This window comes from Levilactobacillus parabrevis ATCC 53295 (assembly GCF_001434055.1).
GTDB lineage: Bacteria > Bacillota > Bacilli > Lactobacillales > Lactobacillaceae > Levilactobacillus > Levilactobacillus parabrevis.
The window spans coordinates 45660-61621 of sequence record NZ_AZCZ01000015.1 but is presented as its reverse complement, the minus strand read 5'-3'; the positions used below and the strand labels follow the sequence as shown (position 1 = coordinate 61621).

The following is a 15962-nucleotide window of genomic DNA, read 5'->3' as shown; positions in this document are numbered from 1 at the left end:
TTGCACTTGATTTGACAATTGGGGCATTTAAAAAATAATACATTCCCAGACCTTCCTTTCTCAAGCCGCTACGTTAGGCTTTGAGCTCCTTCTGCCAACGATTCCAGACCTTCCGACGTGTCCACTGTGTGTGCGACTTGGCATAAGCAGCATCACTAAACGCCGTTAATTTGGCCGTATCCGTGAACAAGCCCACAATCTTTTCGGCCATCTGTAAGTTCTGACCTGGATCAATCAAATAGCCATCTTGACCATCCGTAATGAGCTCCGCGGGGCCATAATTAAACTTGTAGCTGACAGCAGGAATCCCGTGCATCAGCGCTTCCATCATGGCCAGTGGCCCACCATCGGCTAGCGACATATTCGTCAGGACCTGATAATGGTCATATTGTGCAACCAAGCTGGCATCGTAATCCTTAAAGAAGACACTGCCCGTCAACCTAAGTTCATCCGTGAGCTTCTTCATATCCGAAACGTACTGGGGATCTCCATAGCCAAAGAGCGTGAACGTGGCGTCCGGCACACGATCCTTGACGAGGGCAAACATCCGTAGCTGTTGATCAATCTGCTTATCTTGACTAATCCGACCAACATACAGCAAACTGTGTGGTATCCGCTGCGCTGGCGCCACCTTCTCCGTTGCTTCTTTCGACAACGGTAGCGTTGCCACAGCTGGCATAGAGAAGACATGCGCTTTAGGAAAACGCGTTGTCAAATGCTCAGCCTGCTGAGCGGTCGCTGTGATAAAACCATCAAAGTGCCCAAAGTGTTCAAACGCTGGTGCCAAGAAGCCATCCAGGTCAGCGTGCACTGGATCATTGGGATTGACTGCGTGGTTGATAGGAATGTAGAGATACTTCCGGGAGGCATCATTTAAGGCCAGCAATGGTTTGACCCCAGTACCTGGGCGGTCAACGATAAAGGTCGTTGTCTCGCTATCCTGATTGCTCAATTCGTTCAAGAAGAAATTGAATAAATCATCCGTATTCTGGAAGAACCGGTCCCCCTCACCGTGATAATCCTTCAAGATTATCCGTGAAGGAAGCGGCTTACCCTCAGTATCTTGGGCGTAGTACTCCTCCAGCACCGTTTGGCCAGCCGGTGTGTAGTACCGTTGTAAGATCAATTGACCATTCTGACCAAAGTACTGGGTCGCTGACTTAAATCCGCGCCAATCCCAGAGATCAGTCCCGATTCGATTGCCCTGTGGGTCAAAGAATTCTTGGTAGAACACCCGGCCAACCGTGCCAGGGATGAACCCAACATTACCTACCAACCGGTCACCGTCAGCTACCCCGCTAAAGTTAGCGCCCACGGTAACCTCATACTCAACTGGTATGTGAATATTATCCGTCGTCATAACCTTGACGTCCGTATAGTCCGTAACCCCTTGAAAGTAATCGAACATATTCACGACTTGGTCATCGGTTATCCCAAAATCACCAATCGTCCGATGGAGCAGTCGATCATAAATCTTCGTGACAATCTTCGCAGGCGCCTTGTAGTGGTTAAACAACTTGACCCGATTCATCGCCGTATGTTCAACACTCGAATTTTTTTGCAGAATATACTCATTGACAAAGTAATACACAGCGCAACACTCCCATTCGTTTTGAATAATGGTTCCCGTATTCCTGATGTATGCGGTCTCATCTAAATACAACCGCCACGCATCGACATATTCAATTATACCTAATTTCTTTTATAATTAAAACCAATTGCTATCTGACACAAAAAATTATTTTGGCTGACTGTTCAAAGATTGAACCAGTTTTTCCCATTTTTCCATCGTCTTCGTCGGTGAATACGCCTGGACTAAGCGCTGGGCGTTTCCCATGAAGGTCAGCTGTAATTCCCTGTTAGACAGGTATTCTCGCATCTTTTCAACGAGTTGTTCCTGATCATTTGCCGGAACCAAAAAACCGTTCTCCCCATCGTGAATCATTTCGTTTGGTCCATAACGAATGTCATAACCAATCACGGGGATGCCATAGCTCAATTCTTCAACGGTCGACAGGGAGAAGCCCTCTTCAACGCTGGTCATCAAGGCTAACGAAGCTTGGCGATACTCGTCCGTCAGGTCTTTTTGGAACCCCCTGAGAAAAACATAGTCGCCTAAACTGTGTTCATCAATATACTTTTGTAGCTCGTTTTTAATTTTATTCCCAAATCCTAACAAATGTAACTGAATGTCCGGAAATTCCGGAATTAATTCTTCAACCGCTCTAACCTGATGCATGAGCTGCTTCTCCGGTGAGTAGCGGGCCACACTAATGATCCGATGCGGATCTCGGCGCATCACATCAACCGGCTGAGCTGTCGCATACCCGACTGGAATCGTTGTAATCGGTGGCAGATTACTGAAGCGTGCCAGCAGATCCGTCCGCTGCTGTTCAGTCGACACCACAATTCCATTAAACCGGGCTGGATGTGCCAGAATATAATCGTAAATACCACGCTTGAGCGCCCCCGTCACAATATCTTGACCGGCCCGAACGTGGGTACTGTGAAAGACCGGACAAATCTTAATTTCTGGGCGCGTCCGATCCAGTGCCGGCGCCATCTTCCCGTTTCGATCGGAGAAGAAAATATCGCCAGCCTGCGCCAACTCATTGACGAAGAACGTTTGCAGTTCCGTTTCATCATTAAAGTAGTAATCTCGCTGGCCATAGTTCTTTAGTGTCACCGACCGCAACAGAGACTTCTCGTCCACCTGCTTACACTGCTTGATGATTTTGATTTGTTGATCTGGGCTGTAGTAGAGTTCCGTGTTAACCTGATTGTTCTCAGCCAGCAGGCTCGTCCGGCTCAGAAACCCCCGACTGTCATAAACGTCTCGCCGAATCTTATTGTGATCATGATCAAAATAATTAATGTAATCAACTTGGCTATAATCCTTATCCAAGAAATGTGCGTACATCAAAAACAGCCCATCCTCATTGTCCACCCGGACGTCATTCGTATCTGGAACGTCCCGCAAGCGATAATGACAGGTCATTTGCCAATAGTGGCGCCAATCAAAATGCCCCACATCTCGATACTGGCGACTCTCTTGAAAGTAATCATACATGGAAAAGCCGACACCCTGGAAGCCAAACTTCTTCAAATGTTCATGTAACCGTGACCCATACGCCAAATACACCAAGGTTGCCGGCATACCAGCCTTTTGAAACAGCTTCATCCGGTTAAACTGGGCTTTTTCAATCCCGGTTACCGCCGACCCCAAATTCATATCCACAAAATAATTCACGACACCCTCACCTCTTTACGCAAACGTTTCATTCAAACACGTTGTAACCGTCCGTTTAAATGAAAGCACTTGCAATTCTATGATTATAACTTAAGCCAAATTCAACTGGCAAGCAACTAATCCACCTCAAAAAGCTAACATCCATCGGGGAAGTAAAGCGGACTTACAAACGAAAAAGCCCCGCACCATCAGTTTTCACTGAGGTTCGGGACCTATTAGCTATCTAATGTTATTATCATAAATCTCATGCTGAATCACCCGCGCCATATCGCTCGGCAACGGCGCGTAACACGTCACCCACCGCTGCACGAATGGTTCGTAGAAAGACAATCGCGCACAGTGCAGTGCCTGGCGGCGAATCCACGGATTCGTAGTCGTACCGTACAACCAATCCCCCAACAAGGGGTGGCCAATTGACTCGCAATGCACGCGAATCTGGTGGGTCCGACCCGTGTGGAGCTTGACCGCCAACAGGCTAGCCGTCTGCGACTGCGCAACCACTCGGAGTTCCGTCTTAGCTTGCCGTCCATCCGGCCGAACCGCTCGCTTGATAAACGACCCTGTCGCGCGGCCAATCGGGGCCGTCACCAGCTGATGGCGCGGTGCCACAACGCCCGCAGCCACCGCCACGTAGCGTTTATCCAACTGGTGTAACTTCAATTGTTTGTCGAGAATCGAGTGGGCAAAGTGATGTTTGGCAAAGATGACAGCGCCACTGGTCTCACGATCCAGTCGCGTCACAATGTGGGTCACCGTGCTATCGGCCTTAATTGCCGTCAGGTGCCCTTTGACGCGATTGGCCAACGTATCATCTGGATAGAGGTGCGATGGCACAGACGCCATTCCAGCCGGCTTATTCACCACTAAAAAGTGGGGGTCCTCATAGAGAATCTCCAGCGGAGCAAATGACGTTGAAACGTGATCGTTTGCCTGCTCTGGTGGCAGTTGTAGTCCCACGGTCTGACCGGGATTAGCCATCGCAATGACGCGAACCTCTACGCCATCCAAAGTGACAATTCCACCGTGAAATTTCACTTTCTTCAGGAAGGTCCGCGTCACCCCGTGGTCCATTAAGACCGTCCGCACGTGAATCGGGCTGGTCCCCGTCACGCGCCAGGCAAAGGCCGTCATCCGTTGTCCCTCCCAATAAAGGAAGACTCAACGCGCTGCCAGAAGTGCGTATGCCGATACTCCGCAAAGGAAATCCGCTGCTGCGCAATCTGGTAGGTGATGGCCTTGATTGGCCGCCCTTCAATGCTCAACTGGTCACACATCAAAACATTATTAGCCGAGCTGGCTGGTTCCACGCGAATCCACTCATCGGCCGGTAAAATCAGTGGTGACCCCAACGTTCTGAAGACAAGGTTGTTGATTGAGGCAATTTCCGCCATCTGAATCGCGTTGAATTGCGGACTCAACACAGCACCACCAACGGCCTTATTGTAGGCCGTCGAGCCAGTCGGCGTCGAGATACACAGGCCATCCCCCCGAAAACTTTCGAAGAATTCGCCCTTGATATAGACATCGGCCACCATGGTTCCAGAGACCTTCTTAATCGTCGATTCGTTTAACGCCAAGGCCTTATCGGGATGCGTGCCATCCGCATACTCCACTTTAATCGTGAGCAACGGGTAGCTGACACTCTGACCGTTGTCTTCGACTAGACTATCGATCAGCTCCTGAACCTCATAATCACGCCAATCGGTATAGAAGCCTAAGTGTCCCGTGTGAATCCCCACGAAGCGTACTCTATCCAACCGATCACTGTAGTGGTGAAACGCCGACAACAGCGTTCCATCGCCCCCCACCGTGATGACGATGTCTGGATCGAGACTATCTAGCTCGATTCCCGCCGCCGTAAGTCCTTTTTTTAAAGCCGTCGCGACCTTCACTGAGGCCTGGCCGTTATTGCCATAAATGGAAACCTTCATTGCGTCAATCTTCCTTACTGTGAGGTGCGTCCGGAGAATCCCCACCAGCACCGTTTTGCGGTGTATAGTGTTGGGCCTCCTGAATCTCTTCTCGAATTTCGGACATTTCCGTGTCCAGCTTGAAAGCGGCCTCCGCCGCTCGCTGGAGTCGTGCGCTCAGCTCTGTCGGGAAGTCACCTTGGTACTTATAATTCAATGAATGCTCAATCGTTGCCCAGAAATTCATAGCCAGTGTCCGCACCTGAATCTCTGCTAAAATTTTCTTTTCCCCCGTGACCAACTGAACCGGATACTCGATCACAATGTGATAAGACCGGTAGCCACTGGGCTTTTCGTTATGGATGTAATCACGTTCCTCAAGAATCGTAAGGTCCGTCCGCTGCCGTAGCAGGTCAACCACTTGGTAGATATCCTCAACAAATTGGCACATGATGCGTAGTCCCGCAATGTCTTGCATATCTTGTTCCAAACGTTCCTCGGCCACATGCCGCCGGGTCATCTTTTCCACGATACTAGGTACCGGTTTGACCCGTCCGGTAACAAACTCAATGGGCGGCCGCTGATTGCGATTCTCAAATTGCTTTCGGATACCGCGGAGCTTAACTTTCAGCTCGCTCACGGCCTGTTGATAGGGCAATAAAAATTGATCCCAATTTGCTATCATGACGACTATCCCCCAACCTTTAATACACAGCTTACCTTTGAATTTTACCATAATTCGGCCGGAACCGAGACTAATTACTCGGTATCCTCCCGTTAAATTTCAAAGTTCCTGCCAGTTTTGATTTCACGAGGCGTTTAGCTTTACCTCCAGCCAAAAATGTTGCATGATTAGGTTGCGTTTTAAACGGACGGGATTCACCTCAAACAAACGTTTGGATTGCTATTTTTTGAAAATTTGCTAAAGTAGTGCTATTGTTACTTTTTGTTTGGTGACCCTTGCTGGTTACCAAGCAGGATAGATATTAGGAGGAAGCAATGTGTTAGAAGTCTATTTGTTCGTCAACCCCCTGGGCGCACGTTGCATACGTTCAGAACAGAATATTATGCGGTTGGCCGACCATTTAAATAGCAAGGTGTCGTTTCAATTCGTCCCACTGCTAAATCAACAAATCATTGAACAGGCCTTGCCTGAACGGCCCACGTTGGCCCAACGTAACGCCTACTTCAACGTTTACTATCAGGCTATTTTAGCCTATAAAGCAGCCCTTTTCCAGGGCAAACGTAAAGGACGGAAATTCCTACTCGACATGCAAACGGCCGTTGTCAACGACCACCAAAAGTTCTCACAGAACTTGGCAGTGGAAGTGGCGAAAGACTGTCGCTTAGACCTCGACATGTTCACGGAAGACTGTGACTCCGACTTGGCGAAACAAGCCTTTAAGACGGATCAAAAGCTCGCAGCCGAAATGAAGATCCAACAATCTTCATCTGCAGTTATCTTCAATTGTGACGTTTCCGAATGCGGATTACTCTTAAACGATGTGACTTACGACTCCCTGTGTGACGTCTGTGAGAGCCAGGGTGTTGCTACGCGAGAAATGTTAATGGCTGAACCTAATTACCCCAAAAATGACCAAGCTAATTCAGCATCATTGGGTGCTTTTCCACCGCATCTGCGGGTGTTATAAATCGTTTTACAGCAAGGTCCACGTGCGTTTGCGTGGGCCTTTTTGTATGGATTACGGTGGCCCTAAAAAAGTGGTCCAATATTCCCCCGTTGCCCCACCCAATATGGTATGATTGACCCAACTATTTTGGATTTTTAAAGGGGAACGCTTATGACAACTGCCATCGTTACCGATACTGCTTCCTATCTCACCGCCGACCAGATTGCACAAAATCCGATCACGGTGTTGCCCATCACCGTAATTCTCGGTGGACAGCAGTATCCCGAGTCTGAATTAAGCTCACAAACTTTTTACGATTATTTAAAAACCGATAACGAACTGCCAACGACTGCGCAAGTCTCTTTGGGACAGATTGAGGATGCTTACGATGAGCTGGCTAGCCAGGGCGTCGATGAGATCATCTCGATTCACCTTTCCAGTGGCATCACATCATTTCTTAGCAATCTGAAGATGTTCTGTCAGACTTACACCAAGGCTAAGATCTATCCGGTAGATTCCCTGGTTGCCAGTGCCGGTGAGGCCAATCTGTGCTTGCTGGCGGGCAAGTTGATTAAGGCTGGTCAGACCGCCGAGCAGATTGTTCCCCAGCTGAACGCCCTTCGCGATACGCAGCAGGTCTACTTCGCCGTGGACAACCTGAGTCATTTGGCACGGACCGGACGATTGAGTAATCGCTCAGCAATGATCGGTAACCTCCTCAACATCAAACCACTACTGACCTTCGACGACGCGGGTAAGATCATCGCCATCGACAAAGAGCGGACGATGCGCAAGGCCTTTGGCTTCATCACTGCCCACCTGACCGCGCGCCTACAGGAGATCGATTACCCACTCCACGCAACGGTCATTGACGCCAATAATGAAGAGACCGCACGCCGATGGCAGCAAGCCCTTCATGAACAGTTCCCACAGGTTCGCGTCTCCCGGAGTGCGCTGGGCCCCGCCATCAGTGTGCACACTGGCGAAAAGACGATGGGCGTGCTGTGGCAACGAGATTGGCAATCAATTTAGTTTTAGCTCGTACGATTAACCTAAAAACTGGTATCATCACTGCCAAATACGCAGTGATGATACCAGTTTTTTTTATTGCCAACCGTCCATGCCGGTCACGCAACGTTACTGTGCTTTACTTCTTCAACTCACGCGCTAACTTACTGAATTCAGCCAGTCGATCGTCGAAGGTCTTAAATGCCGTTTCCAAATAATCTGGCTTGGTCATGTCGACCCCTGCCTTTTGCATCACTTCAATTGGTAAAGCGGAGCTCCCAGACTTCAAGTAGTTCAGGTAGGCATCGCGCTTAGCGACATCCCCACTCAGGACGCGTTGGGCCAATGTGGTTGCGGCCGCAAATCCAGTGGAATACTGATAAACGTAGTAGTCATAATAGAAGTGTGGGATTCGCGTCCATTCGTCCGCAATCTGGGGATCAGAGATGACCCCATCGCCATAGTAGCGCTGGTTCAGGTCGCCGTAGAACTTACTCATGAAGTCCGCGGTCAACGTCTCACCGGCTGCTGCTTGTTGGTGAATGTAATCTTCAAATTCAGCAAACTGGGTTTGACGGTAGACCGTTCCCTTGAAGCCGTCCAGATAATGGTTCAGGACGTAAGCTCTAACTTGTGGGTCCGTCTGCGTCTTTAATAGGTAATCCGTTAGAAGATTTTCGTTAGTCGTTGATGCAATTTCTGCCACAAAGATCGAGTAATCCCCGTACTGGTAAGGTTGATTAGTCCGGGTATAGTGGCTGTGCATGCTGTGACCCATTTCGTGAACCAACGTGAATAGACTTTCCAGACTATCCTGCCAGTTCAGGAGGATGTAAGGCTTGGTGTCGTACATCCCACCGGAATAAGCACCAGTCCGCTTCCCCTTGTTTTCGACCACATCAATTGCGCGCCCATCAAACATCTTCTGCACGTTAGCCACGTAATCTGGGCCCAGCACACTGAGGGCCTTGAGCGCTTCCTGCTGAGCCTCTGGATAGGTATACGACAGGCTGGGTTCCCCCGTAATCGGCGTATACAGGTCATACATGTGGAGCTCGGGCAACCCGAGAATCTCTTTACGCAGGTTCACGTACTGATGTAGGGAATCCAAGTGGTCATTGACCGTCTTGACCAGCGTATCATAAACGACAGCAGGCACGCTATTACTGCTCATCGCAGCCTCACGAGCGCTCCCGTAATGCCGGACCTCAGCACTGAAATTATGCGTTTTAACCTCGCTGGACAGCGTGCTGGCAAATGTATGCCGGAATTGTTGATAAACGCTGTACAGGGCTTTAAAAGCTTGTTCACGGACCTTTGGTTGGGTTGATTGCAGTAAGACGCCGTATAAGCCTTCGGAAAGCTGAACGTCATTGCCCGCTTCGTCCTGAACTACGGGGAACTTCAAGTCGGCATCGCTCAAAACGCTGTAGGTCTTGGCGGAAGCCCCGAAAATATCACTGGCACCGGCCAGCAGCTTTTCCTCAGTCGCAGACAACGTGTGATCGCGTTGTTTCCCTAAGACATCAAAGAAGTGTTGATATTCAGTTAAGCGTGGTTCCGCGTCAATCAACGCCTGCAAGACGACCTGTGGCAAAGCGAGCACTTCTGGTTCGTACCAGGAGGTAGCCGCAGCCACCGTTGCAACTAAGCTTTCGGCTTGGCCGGATAAAGCTTGGGCATTGGCATCACTGGTATCTTGATCGTTTTTAAGGGAGGCATACACGTACACCTTTTCCAGCTGACGGTTAAGGTCAAAAATGGCGGCGGTTACTTCATAAAGGTCGCCCGCACTTTCTGCGAGTTGGTCTTGCTTGGTCGCCACCTGTTTGGCTTGCGCCTTGATTGCAGCAACGGCCTGCTTAAAGGCCGCGTCATCGGCATAAATTGGGGTCAGATCCCAGGTCAAAGCCTCGGGAACTGCCGCGCGTTCGGGAATTTGTTTCATTTTCCTAATCCTCCTTTAATTTTTGCATAACAATAGTTTACCACTTCTGGTGTGGGAGTTGGGTACTGCGCCTCTATTTTTTCTCATCGTTCTCTAACACTCTTTGTTTCACCGACCCACTTCGGTCGTCGACAAATCTGCCAGTTTTCATCAATTGGTCGCAAATAGCCCAGCGCCACCAAATCCACTAGCAAGCTACATTGTGCTTTATGTAGCGCTTTGTCCGCCGAAAACCAAACCGCTCGTTGGTGGCCGCCAACTGTTTTAAAACTTTTTACCGCAAGCGAATCTATCGTGGTCCCCGTGATTCGCAATACCGGCAACGCAAACAGTTGGGCCATGACCAACGCACGCCACAGCAACAACCCCTGCCCAAAAACCGGTAGCGTAACTGTCGTGGTCATCAAGAAGTTGGGCACATCCAATACATGATGTCCCGTGGCATAAAGGGCCTCCTGAATCGCCAACACTGCGGGCCGCTTCGTATGTAAATCACGAGCCAATTGAGAACGCCATTTAGGATAGTCCAGGACCAACTTAGGCAGTGGTACCTGATTACCGGCAATTAATTCGTCAATATTTAGCAACCAGGTTGTCCGACGATGATAGTTGCCGAGCGCATCTTGATAGAGATGATGGTCGATCCGCATGCGCTGGTGTTGGACATCCCAAAATAAGAGACACAGGCCCCACCCACGCAGCCAAGTGGCAAATCGCTCAATCAGCGACCACCCTAGCTTTTGCTTACTATAGCGACTCCCCAAAATCCAAAAAGGATAAACGTTCAGTTTCTGATACCCCCTGGTTCGCCAAGCAACCTGTCTCGTCATGATTGGACTGCATTGAAACTCGATAGCAACCGGTCGTTGCCCCTTTCGTTCCACCCAACAGTCCGCGCGTTGCTGAATATCCGGTAAGATCCGTTCCAAGGATACCGTTCCCCACGAGTCAAAGAATGCCATTAATTGTCGTTTGCCCATCAAATGTTGTTGGGTCTCGCCCTCACCTAGAATTGTGCAGGCTGCCCTGGGTCGATGGGCAAAGTACGGCTGGACCCGCGTCCCATGATGTAAGGTCACGCGTTGTCGGCAAGCGGGACAGCAATAGTCTTGCAGCCGCTTTGCATACGCCGCGTCAATCAACTTCCCCTTCAGTAAAGCAATCAACATGGTCGCCGTCCCCCTTTACTCTCTAACTCCGTAAAAAGGGCCAAAATATATTTTATTTCTGCAATTTATTTCAAAAAAATCCGTGCGAACAAACACCGGTGTCATCACCACTGTCTGTCCCCACGGACCCGCAAGCTTAATCTTTAGTTTCAGTCGGGAAGTGGGCAATCACTTGATAGATTGGCCCCTTCGCTGAAAATTTTTGTTCGTATTCCGTCTGAATATCTTCCACGTCATCCGTAGCGGCGTGAAGATCGAGCCAGACCCCATCGAAGACCAAGCCAAAGTTGTTCAAACTCCCTAAGGAATATTCGAACAGGCCCCGGTTATCGGTCTTAAATTGAATTGCGCCTTCAGGCTGTAAAACATCGGCGTAGTGCGCCAGAAAGACTGGTGACGTCAACCGCCGCTTAGCATGCCGCGACTTAGGCCACGGATCGGAAAAGTTCAGGTACAGGCCGGCAATTTCGCCAGCCGCAAAGAACGTGTTGACTGCTTCGCCATCCGTGTGAACCAATTGAATGTTAGTCAGTTCACTGGCAACGACCTTCTTCAAAGCCGCTGCAATCACGGAGAACTGAATTTCGATCCCAATGAAGTTTCGGTCGGGATGGGCCTTCGCCATTTCAACGATGAACTGCCCCTTACCCGTTCCAATCTCAACATACAACGGTTGGTCCTTAGGGAAACGGCTCTGCCACTTCCCCTTCAGTGGTTCTGGTTCCTCAACGAGTCGTTCAGTGTGTTCGGCCACATAATCCTTGGCCCACGGTTTATTTCGCACGCGCAATGTCCAATTCCTCCTTCAATCACAACGGCGGGCGCAAGGTCCTTCCTCGCTCCCGCCGACGCTTAGTCCGTCACTGACTCTCTCGTCAGCTTTTCTAATAAAATTAAATGTTGATTCATAATTTGAAAACGCTGTTGGTGGTAACTGTCGGCAATCACCGTTAAACAGTGAATCCGCGCATACCAGTTGACCCGCGCCGTTAAATCCGCCGTGATCTTCTCGCCATAGTCCTGTAACCACCGTTGCCACTCTTCCAGTGGCACGTATTCACAGAGCAAGGCGCCGAGATCATAAGCGGGATCGGCAAACGTTGCTGCATCCCAGTCGACTAGGTACAGCCGTCGCCGATCAGACAACAGCCAATTTTTATGGTTTAAATCACCATGACATACTTCGTAATGCGTCTTGGGCAGTTGTGGTTGCTCAGCTTGTAACGCGGCAAACGCCGATTGAATCAGCGGATGGCGCCGTAAGTCAGCAGCTAGGGCTGGCTGTAAGCGAGTCAACAACTGGGCGGGCGTGGTAAATCGTCCGCCGACTTTTAATAACATATCATGAAGCAGGTGAGAATGATGGACCCGATGCAGGAGCCGAGCGACCCGCTGTTCGCGCATTTCTTCGCGATGCAACGTGCGACCGTTCAGCCATTCCTGAGCCGTCATGACATCCCCACTGGCAAGCCGCTTCGTCCACACCAACCGGGGTGTGATGCCCTCCATCGAGAGCGCGGCAAGAAACGGTGACGCATTTTGTTTTAAGAACACTTTTTGTGAAGCCTTCGTCCCCATATACGCTGTACCGGTATTCCCGCCCAGCGGATACAGACTCCAGCCGTCACTGATATCCAGTGCCATGGTCACCCCTCCTCGATTTGTCAGCTATTATTAATTCTATGGGGAAATTAGAGCCACGTCAAGCCCTATTTTCAATCGACCGAGCTAACCGTTGCGGTGTATAGATTCTGGCGAGGTACCAGACCTCAACGACCTCGACCAGCAGCGTTATCCCAGCCGTCATCAGGTGTGGATTGGCCACAACGACCACGAGCCACAGGAGCAACGCCGCCACACTCAGAATCAGCGTAATCAGCGTCACGAAGCTCTTTAAGCGCTGTGCCGGTAAGATTGGATAGACGTGGGTAAAGACGATATCCTCGTATTGCTGGAAGAATGGGAGCAGTTGAAACCCAATCAGGTAGATGAACAGAGCCGCCAGAATCACTGGCAACCACTCACCCCGGACAAAGTACAGCAGCAACATACCGATCACCGTTAACCGAACGACTAGCCCACTGAACTCACTGCCCCGCACCATACCCCGACTGTAGAGGTAGAGATAGAACTTATCGTGTCGTGGCTTGATCAGTTTGAATAGGCCATCGAGATAGCGCCGGCGTTTAATCGTGCCGGCCAGCATAGGTACTTCAGTAAACATGTTGAAGAAGCGATAAATGCCCAGCATCCGATTATCTTCAATCTTAATCTGTTCACGCCAACGAATCTGTTGTTTTTGCCAGTGCTGGGCGTACCAGACGGCCACGGCGATATCGAGAATCAAGGCTAAGCCAACGGCCACCAAGGGTAGCGTCCACAACCCCGCCGCCAAGACAACAATACTCAGCAGCCACTTGAACTCCCAACGATTCATCCGCGTCTGTCCCGTGACCTGGTAGGCACTCGCCAAGTCAAGCCGGAGCAGCGCATCCTTTAAGATGATCTGCGCCAAGCCCAATTCAACGAGGCTCAACACCGGCCAAGCCATGGTCACACTCATAAATGGTGCCAACAGGAAGACGGCAATCACCTGGGTAGCCTGTGCCAAACCTTGGCTGTACCGCCGAGCGGCCACCAAGTAAGCGTGCATCGCCCGTTCCTTTGGCAATAGGAAGACGCGATCGGCATCTTCAATCAGCGTCGCAAACCGCCCAATCTGTGCCACAATTACCAACACCAGCAGCGCCACAACGGGTGCCCACCAGTAGCCGGTCTTCAGCGTCTTTAACATATTTGAATAGCCGTATCCCAAGCCCCCCATTAAGAAGAGCAGGGCAAAGACAAAGAAATCATTGAACACGAGCCGCAAATACTTCGCCATTTCCCGGAGATGGCGCTGCAGCCGCGTCTTGAATAAACCGGTCATGCGCGGTCGACCTTCGTCATGGACAGGTAAATATCATTCAGCGATTCCCCCGCTTCGGGAAGAGCGGCTTGTAACTCACTGAGAGTCCCTTCAGTCTTAACTTGACCATCATGCAATAGAACGAAGCGGTCACAGTAACGTTGCGCCGTGTCCAGCACGTGGGTCGACATCAGAATGCTAGCACCCTTCTTCTTGCGATCCTCAATCAGATTCAACAGATCGTTAACGGCCAACGGATCTAGCCCCAGGAAGGGCTCATCAATGATAAACAGTTTGGCCTGTGTCAAGAAGGCACAGACGATCATGACCTTTTGCTTCATCCCCTTGGAGAAGTTCGCGGGGAACCAGTCCAGCTTATTATCCAGCCGGAAGGTCTTCAATAACTCATGAGCCGTCGTCCAAGCTTGATCATGGTCCAAATCATAGGCCATCATGGTCACTTCCAGATGTTCCCGCAGCGTCAATTCTTGATACAGCACGGGCGTTTCAGGAATGTAAGCAATCTGTTGCTTATACGCCTGACTATCCTGATCGATGGTCACGCCGTTAAGCGTAATCGTTCCCTTATGGGGTGTTAATAACCCAATAACATGATTGATCGTCGTTGATTTACCGGCACCATTCAGCCCGATCAAACCAACCAATTCGCCGTCCTTAACGTCAAAACTAATATCCTTTAAGACGGGAATCTGGGAGTACCCTCCCACAACGTGGCTAACTTCTAAAGCCATAAACATTCCCTCATTTCTTGACCACCCTGCTGTTAACTAGGCGGTCTTTAATTTTTTCTAAATTTAATGAACGCTACCGTTGTCGCCACACCCGAGGTCCAGCTACCTAGCTAAAAATTCTCAGGTATGCACCCGACCGTTAGCGTAAGCGGAACTTTCTTAAACGCATTTAAGCCGTGAGGGTGGCGCAAATAAACTCAGCCGTGGGAATTCTCTTAGTGGCATGGGTCATGCCGCTTAGAGAATTGGTGCTTTTGAAACTCGCCTTTCAGAGGTTAAAAGCAAGGCTGGAGACCGCCCTTTGGCTCCAGGCGTCCGCCCACAGCGTCCCGGTTTATTTGCACCACCCGGTAAGGCGACAGCCCACACAATTCCAAGTCCAACGGATACCCTAGTGGTCGGTGATAACTCAGCTATTATACCATAGCGTAGACTGTGAACGAACGGTGGAGATGAATCCGCCCCTAACGATGGTGTATAATAGACGAAATCAACCCGAAAGAAGGAGATTTCATGGATAAAATGACACTCGAACCGCACTATGATGACGACTGTATTTTTTGCAAAATCTTAAAGGGAGACATCCCGAGCTACACCGTTTACGAAGATAATATCGTGAAGGCTTTCCTAGACATTTCACAAGGGACTCCCGGCCACACACTGGTCATTCCGAAGACCCACGTCAAGGACATCTTCGCCTACGACAGTGATCTCGCAGCAGCCGTCTTCTCCCGGATTCCGCGAATCGCCCGTGCCGTTCAGGCGTCAGATCCCGCCATTACTGGGATGAACATCGTCAATAACAATGGTAAGGTGGCCTATCAATCCGTGTTCCATTCCCACTTCCACCTGGTTCCCCGCTACACCGACGACGATGATTTCCAAATGATCTTTAAGGATAACTCCGGCAACTACACACCAGACGACTACGCCGCTATTCAAGCTAAGATCAAAGCACACGTGGAGGATTAATCATGGGATTTGGTAAATTTCTAACGGGCGTTACCCTGGCAACCGGCGTTGGTTTGGCAGCCTACTTTACGTTGACCAAGCAAGACCCACGCGTCTGGGCCCAGCAACTCGGTGACCAAATCAAAGACACTGTTAACAAGGTTGATGACGTCAAAACGGCTAAAGATAACGTGACAACAAAGGTGGCCGCCCTTGACGCCGCTGTCACTGCTGCCACCCCTGCCATTGAAGACATCCAAAGCGACGTTGAAAAGTTTGCGTTTAAAATTGGCCCCCGCGTGGAAGAAATTCAGGATACCGTCTCACGCTGGGATAAGCTCTAAATTTGAACTTTTTGTAAAGCTTCGCGTACCTTTTTAGGTTTCGCTATATTTGTGTTATGATATCCAAGTATGGTGTTTACACCAATTTTGA

At 50.0% G+C, this 15962-nt stretch carries 15 protein-coding genes; 4 read left to right on the top strand and 11 right to left on the bottom strand.

The features are described from left to right. Positions 1 to 73: 73 nt before the first annotated feature. From asp1 to FD07_RS05590, 5 genes are all read right to left on the bottom strand, one after another. Complete coding sequence (asp1, locus tag FD07_RS05610) at positions 74 to 1591, bottom strand: accessory Sec system glycosyltransferase Asp1 (protein ID WP_020089263.1); 1518 nt, start codon at positions 1589 to 1591, stop codon at positions 74 to 76. A 147-nt stretch (positions 1592 to 1738) separates the two neighbouring features. Continuing rightward, the gene (locus FD07_RS05605; protein WP_020089262.1) at positions 1739 to 3250 is read right to left on the bottom strand and encodes a glycosyltransferase; all 1512 of its coding nucleotides are present in this window, start codon (positions 3248 to 3250) and stop codon (positions 1739 to 1741) included. A gap of 219 nt (positions 3251 to 3469) precedes the next feature. Next, positions 3470 to 4381, bottom strand: coding sequence for an RluA family pseudouridine synthase (locus FD07_RS05600; protein WP_020089261.1), 912 nt, complete (start codon positions 4379 to 4381; stop codon positions 3470 to 3472). Continuing rightward, positions 4378 to 5181 (bottom strand): NAD kinase, encoded by an 804-nt coding sequence (locus FD07_RS05595; protein ID WP_020089260.1) that lies wholly within the window; start codon positions 5179 to 5181, stop codon positions 4378 to 4380. Before FD07_RS05595 ends, FD07_RS05600 begins: the two co-directional genes overlap by 4 nt. Before the next feature lie 4 nt (positions 5182 to 5185). Further along, positions 5186 to 5845 carry a GTP pyrophosphokinase gene (locus tag FD07_RS05590; RefSeq protein ID WP_020089259.1) on the bottom strand — a complete coding sequence of 220 codons (660 nt, stop codon included), beginning with the start codon at positions 5843 to 5845 and terminating at the stop codon, positions 5186 to 5188. Between the two features lie 316 nt (positions 5846 to 6161). On the opposite strand from FD07_RS05590, the gene FD07_RS05585 reads away from it, so the two are divergent. Both FD07_RS05585 and FD07_RS05580 read left to right on the top strand, forming a co-directional pair. Further along, positions 6162 to 6812 carry a DsbA family protein gene (locus tag FD07_RS05585; protein WP_020089258.1) on the top strand — a complete coding sequence of 217 codons (651 nt, stop codon included), beginning with the start codon at positions 6162 to 6164 and terminating at the stop codon, positions 6810 to 6812. Between the two features lie 150 nt (positions 6813 to 6962). Further along, the gene (locus FD07_RS05580) at positions 6963 to 7823 is read left to right on the top strand and encodes a DegV family protein (RefSeq protein ID WP_020089257.1); all 861 of its coding nucleotides are present in this window, start codon (positions 6963 to 6965) and stop codon (positions 7821 to 7823) included. Between the two features lie 115 nt (positions 7824 to 7938). On the opposite strand, the gene pepF is transcribed toward FD07_RS05580, so the two are convergent. The 6 genes from pepF to FD07_RS05550 all read right to left on the bottom strand — a co-directional run bounded on the left by pepF (position 7939) and on the right by FD07_RS05550 (position 14576). After that, positions 7939 to 9747 carry an oligoendopeptidase F gene (gene pepF / locus FD07_RS05575; RefSeq protein WP_020089256.1) on the bottom strand — a complete coding sequence of 603 codons (1809 nt, stop codon included), beginning with the start codon at positions 9745 to 9747 and terminating at the stop codon, positions 7939 to 7941. Positions 9748 to 9830: 83 nt separating this feature from the next. Further along, complete coding sequence (locus FD07_RS05570; RefSeq protein ID WP_020089255.1) at positions 9831 to 10916, bottom strand: competence protein CoiA; 1086 nt, start codon at positions 10914 to 10916, stop codon at positions 9831 to 9833. A 136-nt stretch (positions 10917 to 11052) separates the two neighbouring features. Then, positions 11053 to 11706 (bottom strand): tRNA (guanosine(46)-N7)-methyltransferase TrmB, encoded by a 654-nt coding sequence (gene trmB / locus FD07_RS05565; RefSeq protein ID WP_020089254.1) that lies wholly within the window; start codon positions 11704 to 11706, stop codon positions 11053 to 11055. A gap of 62 nt (positions 11707 to 11768) precedes the next feature. Beyond that, positions 11769 to 12560, bottom strand: coding sequence for a phosphotransferase family protein (locus FD07_RS05560; RefSeq protein WP_020089253.1), 792 nt, complete (start codon positions 12558 to 12560; stop codon positions 11769 to 11771). A 58-nt stretch (positions 12561 to 12618) separates the two neighbouring features. Continuing rightward, positions 12619 to 13845, bottom strand: a complete 1227-nt coding sequence (locus tag FD07_RS05555; protein ID WP_020089252.1) for an ABC transporter permease — start codon at positions 13843 to 13845, stop codon at positions 12619 to 12621. After that, positions 13842 to 14576: an ABC transporter ATP-binding protein gene (locus FD07_RS05550; protein WP_020089251.1), complete on the bottom strand. Its 735-nt coding sequence runs from the start codon at positions 14574 to 14576 to the stop codon at positions 13842 to 13844. The genes FD07_RS05555 and FD07_RS05550 overlap by 4 nt, the downstream gene beginning before the upstream one ends. 513 nt (positions 14577 to 15089) lie before the next feature. Between FD07_RS05550 and FD07_RS05545 the strand changes: the two genes are divergently transcribed. Beyond that, a complete protein-coding gene (locus FD07_RS05545; protein ID WP_020089250.1) occupies positions 15090 to 15548 on the top strand; it encodes an HIT family protein in 459 nt (152 codons plus the stop codon). Between the two features lie 2 nt (positions 15549 to 15550). Continuing rightward, positions 15551 to 15871, top strand: a complete 321-nt coding sequence (locus tag FD07_RS05540; RefSeq protein WP_020089249.1) for a hypothetical protein — start codon at positions 15551 to 15553, stop codon at positions 15869 to 15871. Positions 15872 to 15962: the final 91 nt, after the last annotated feature.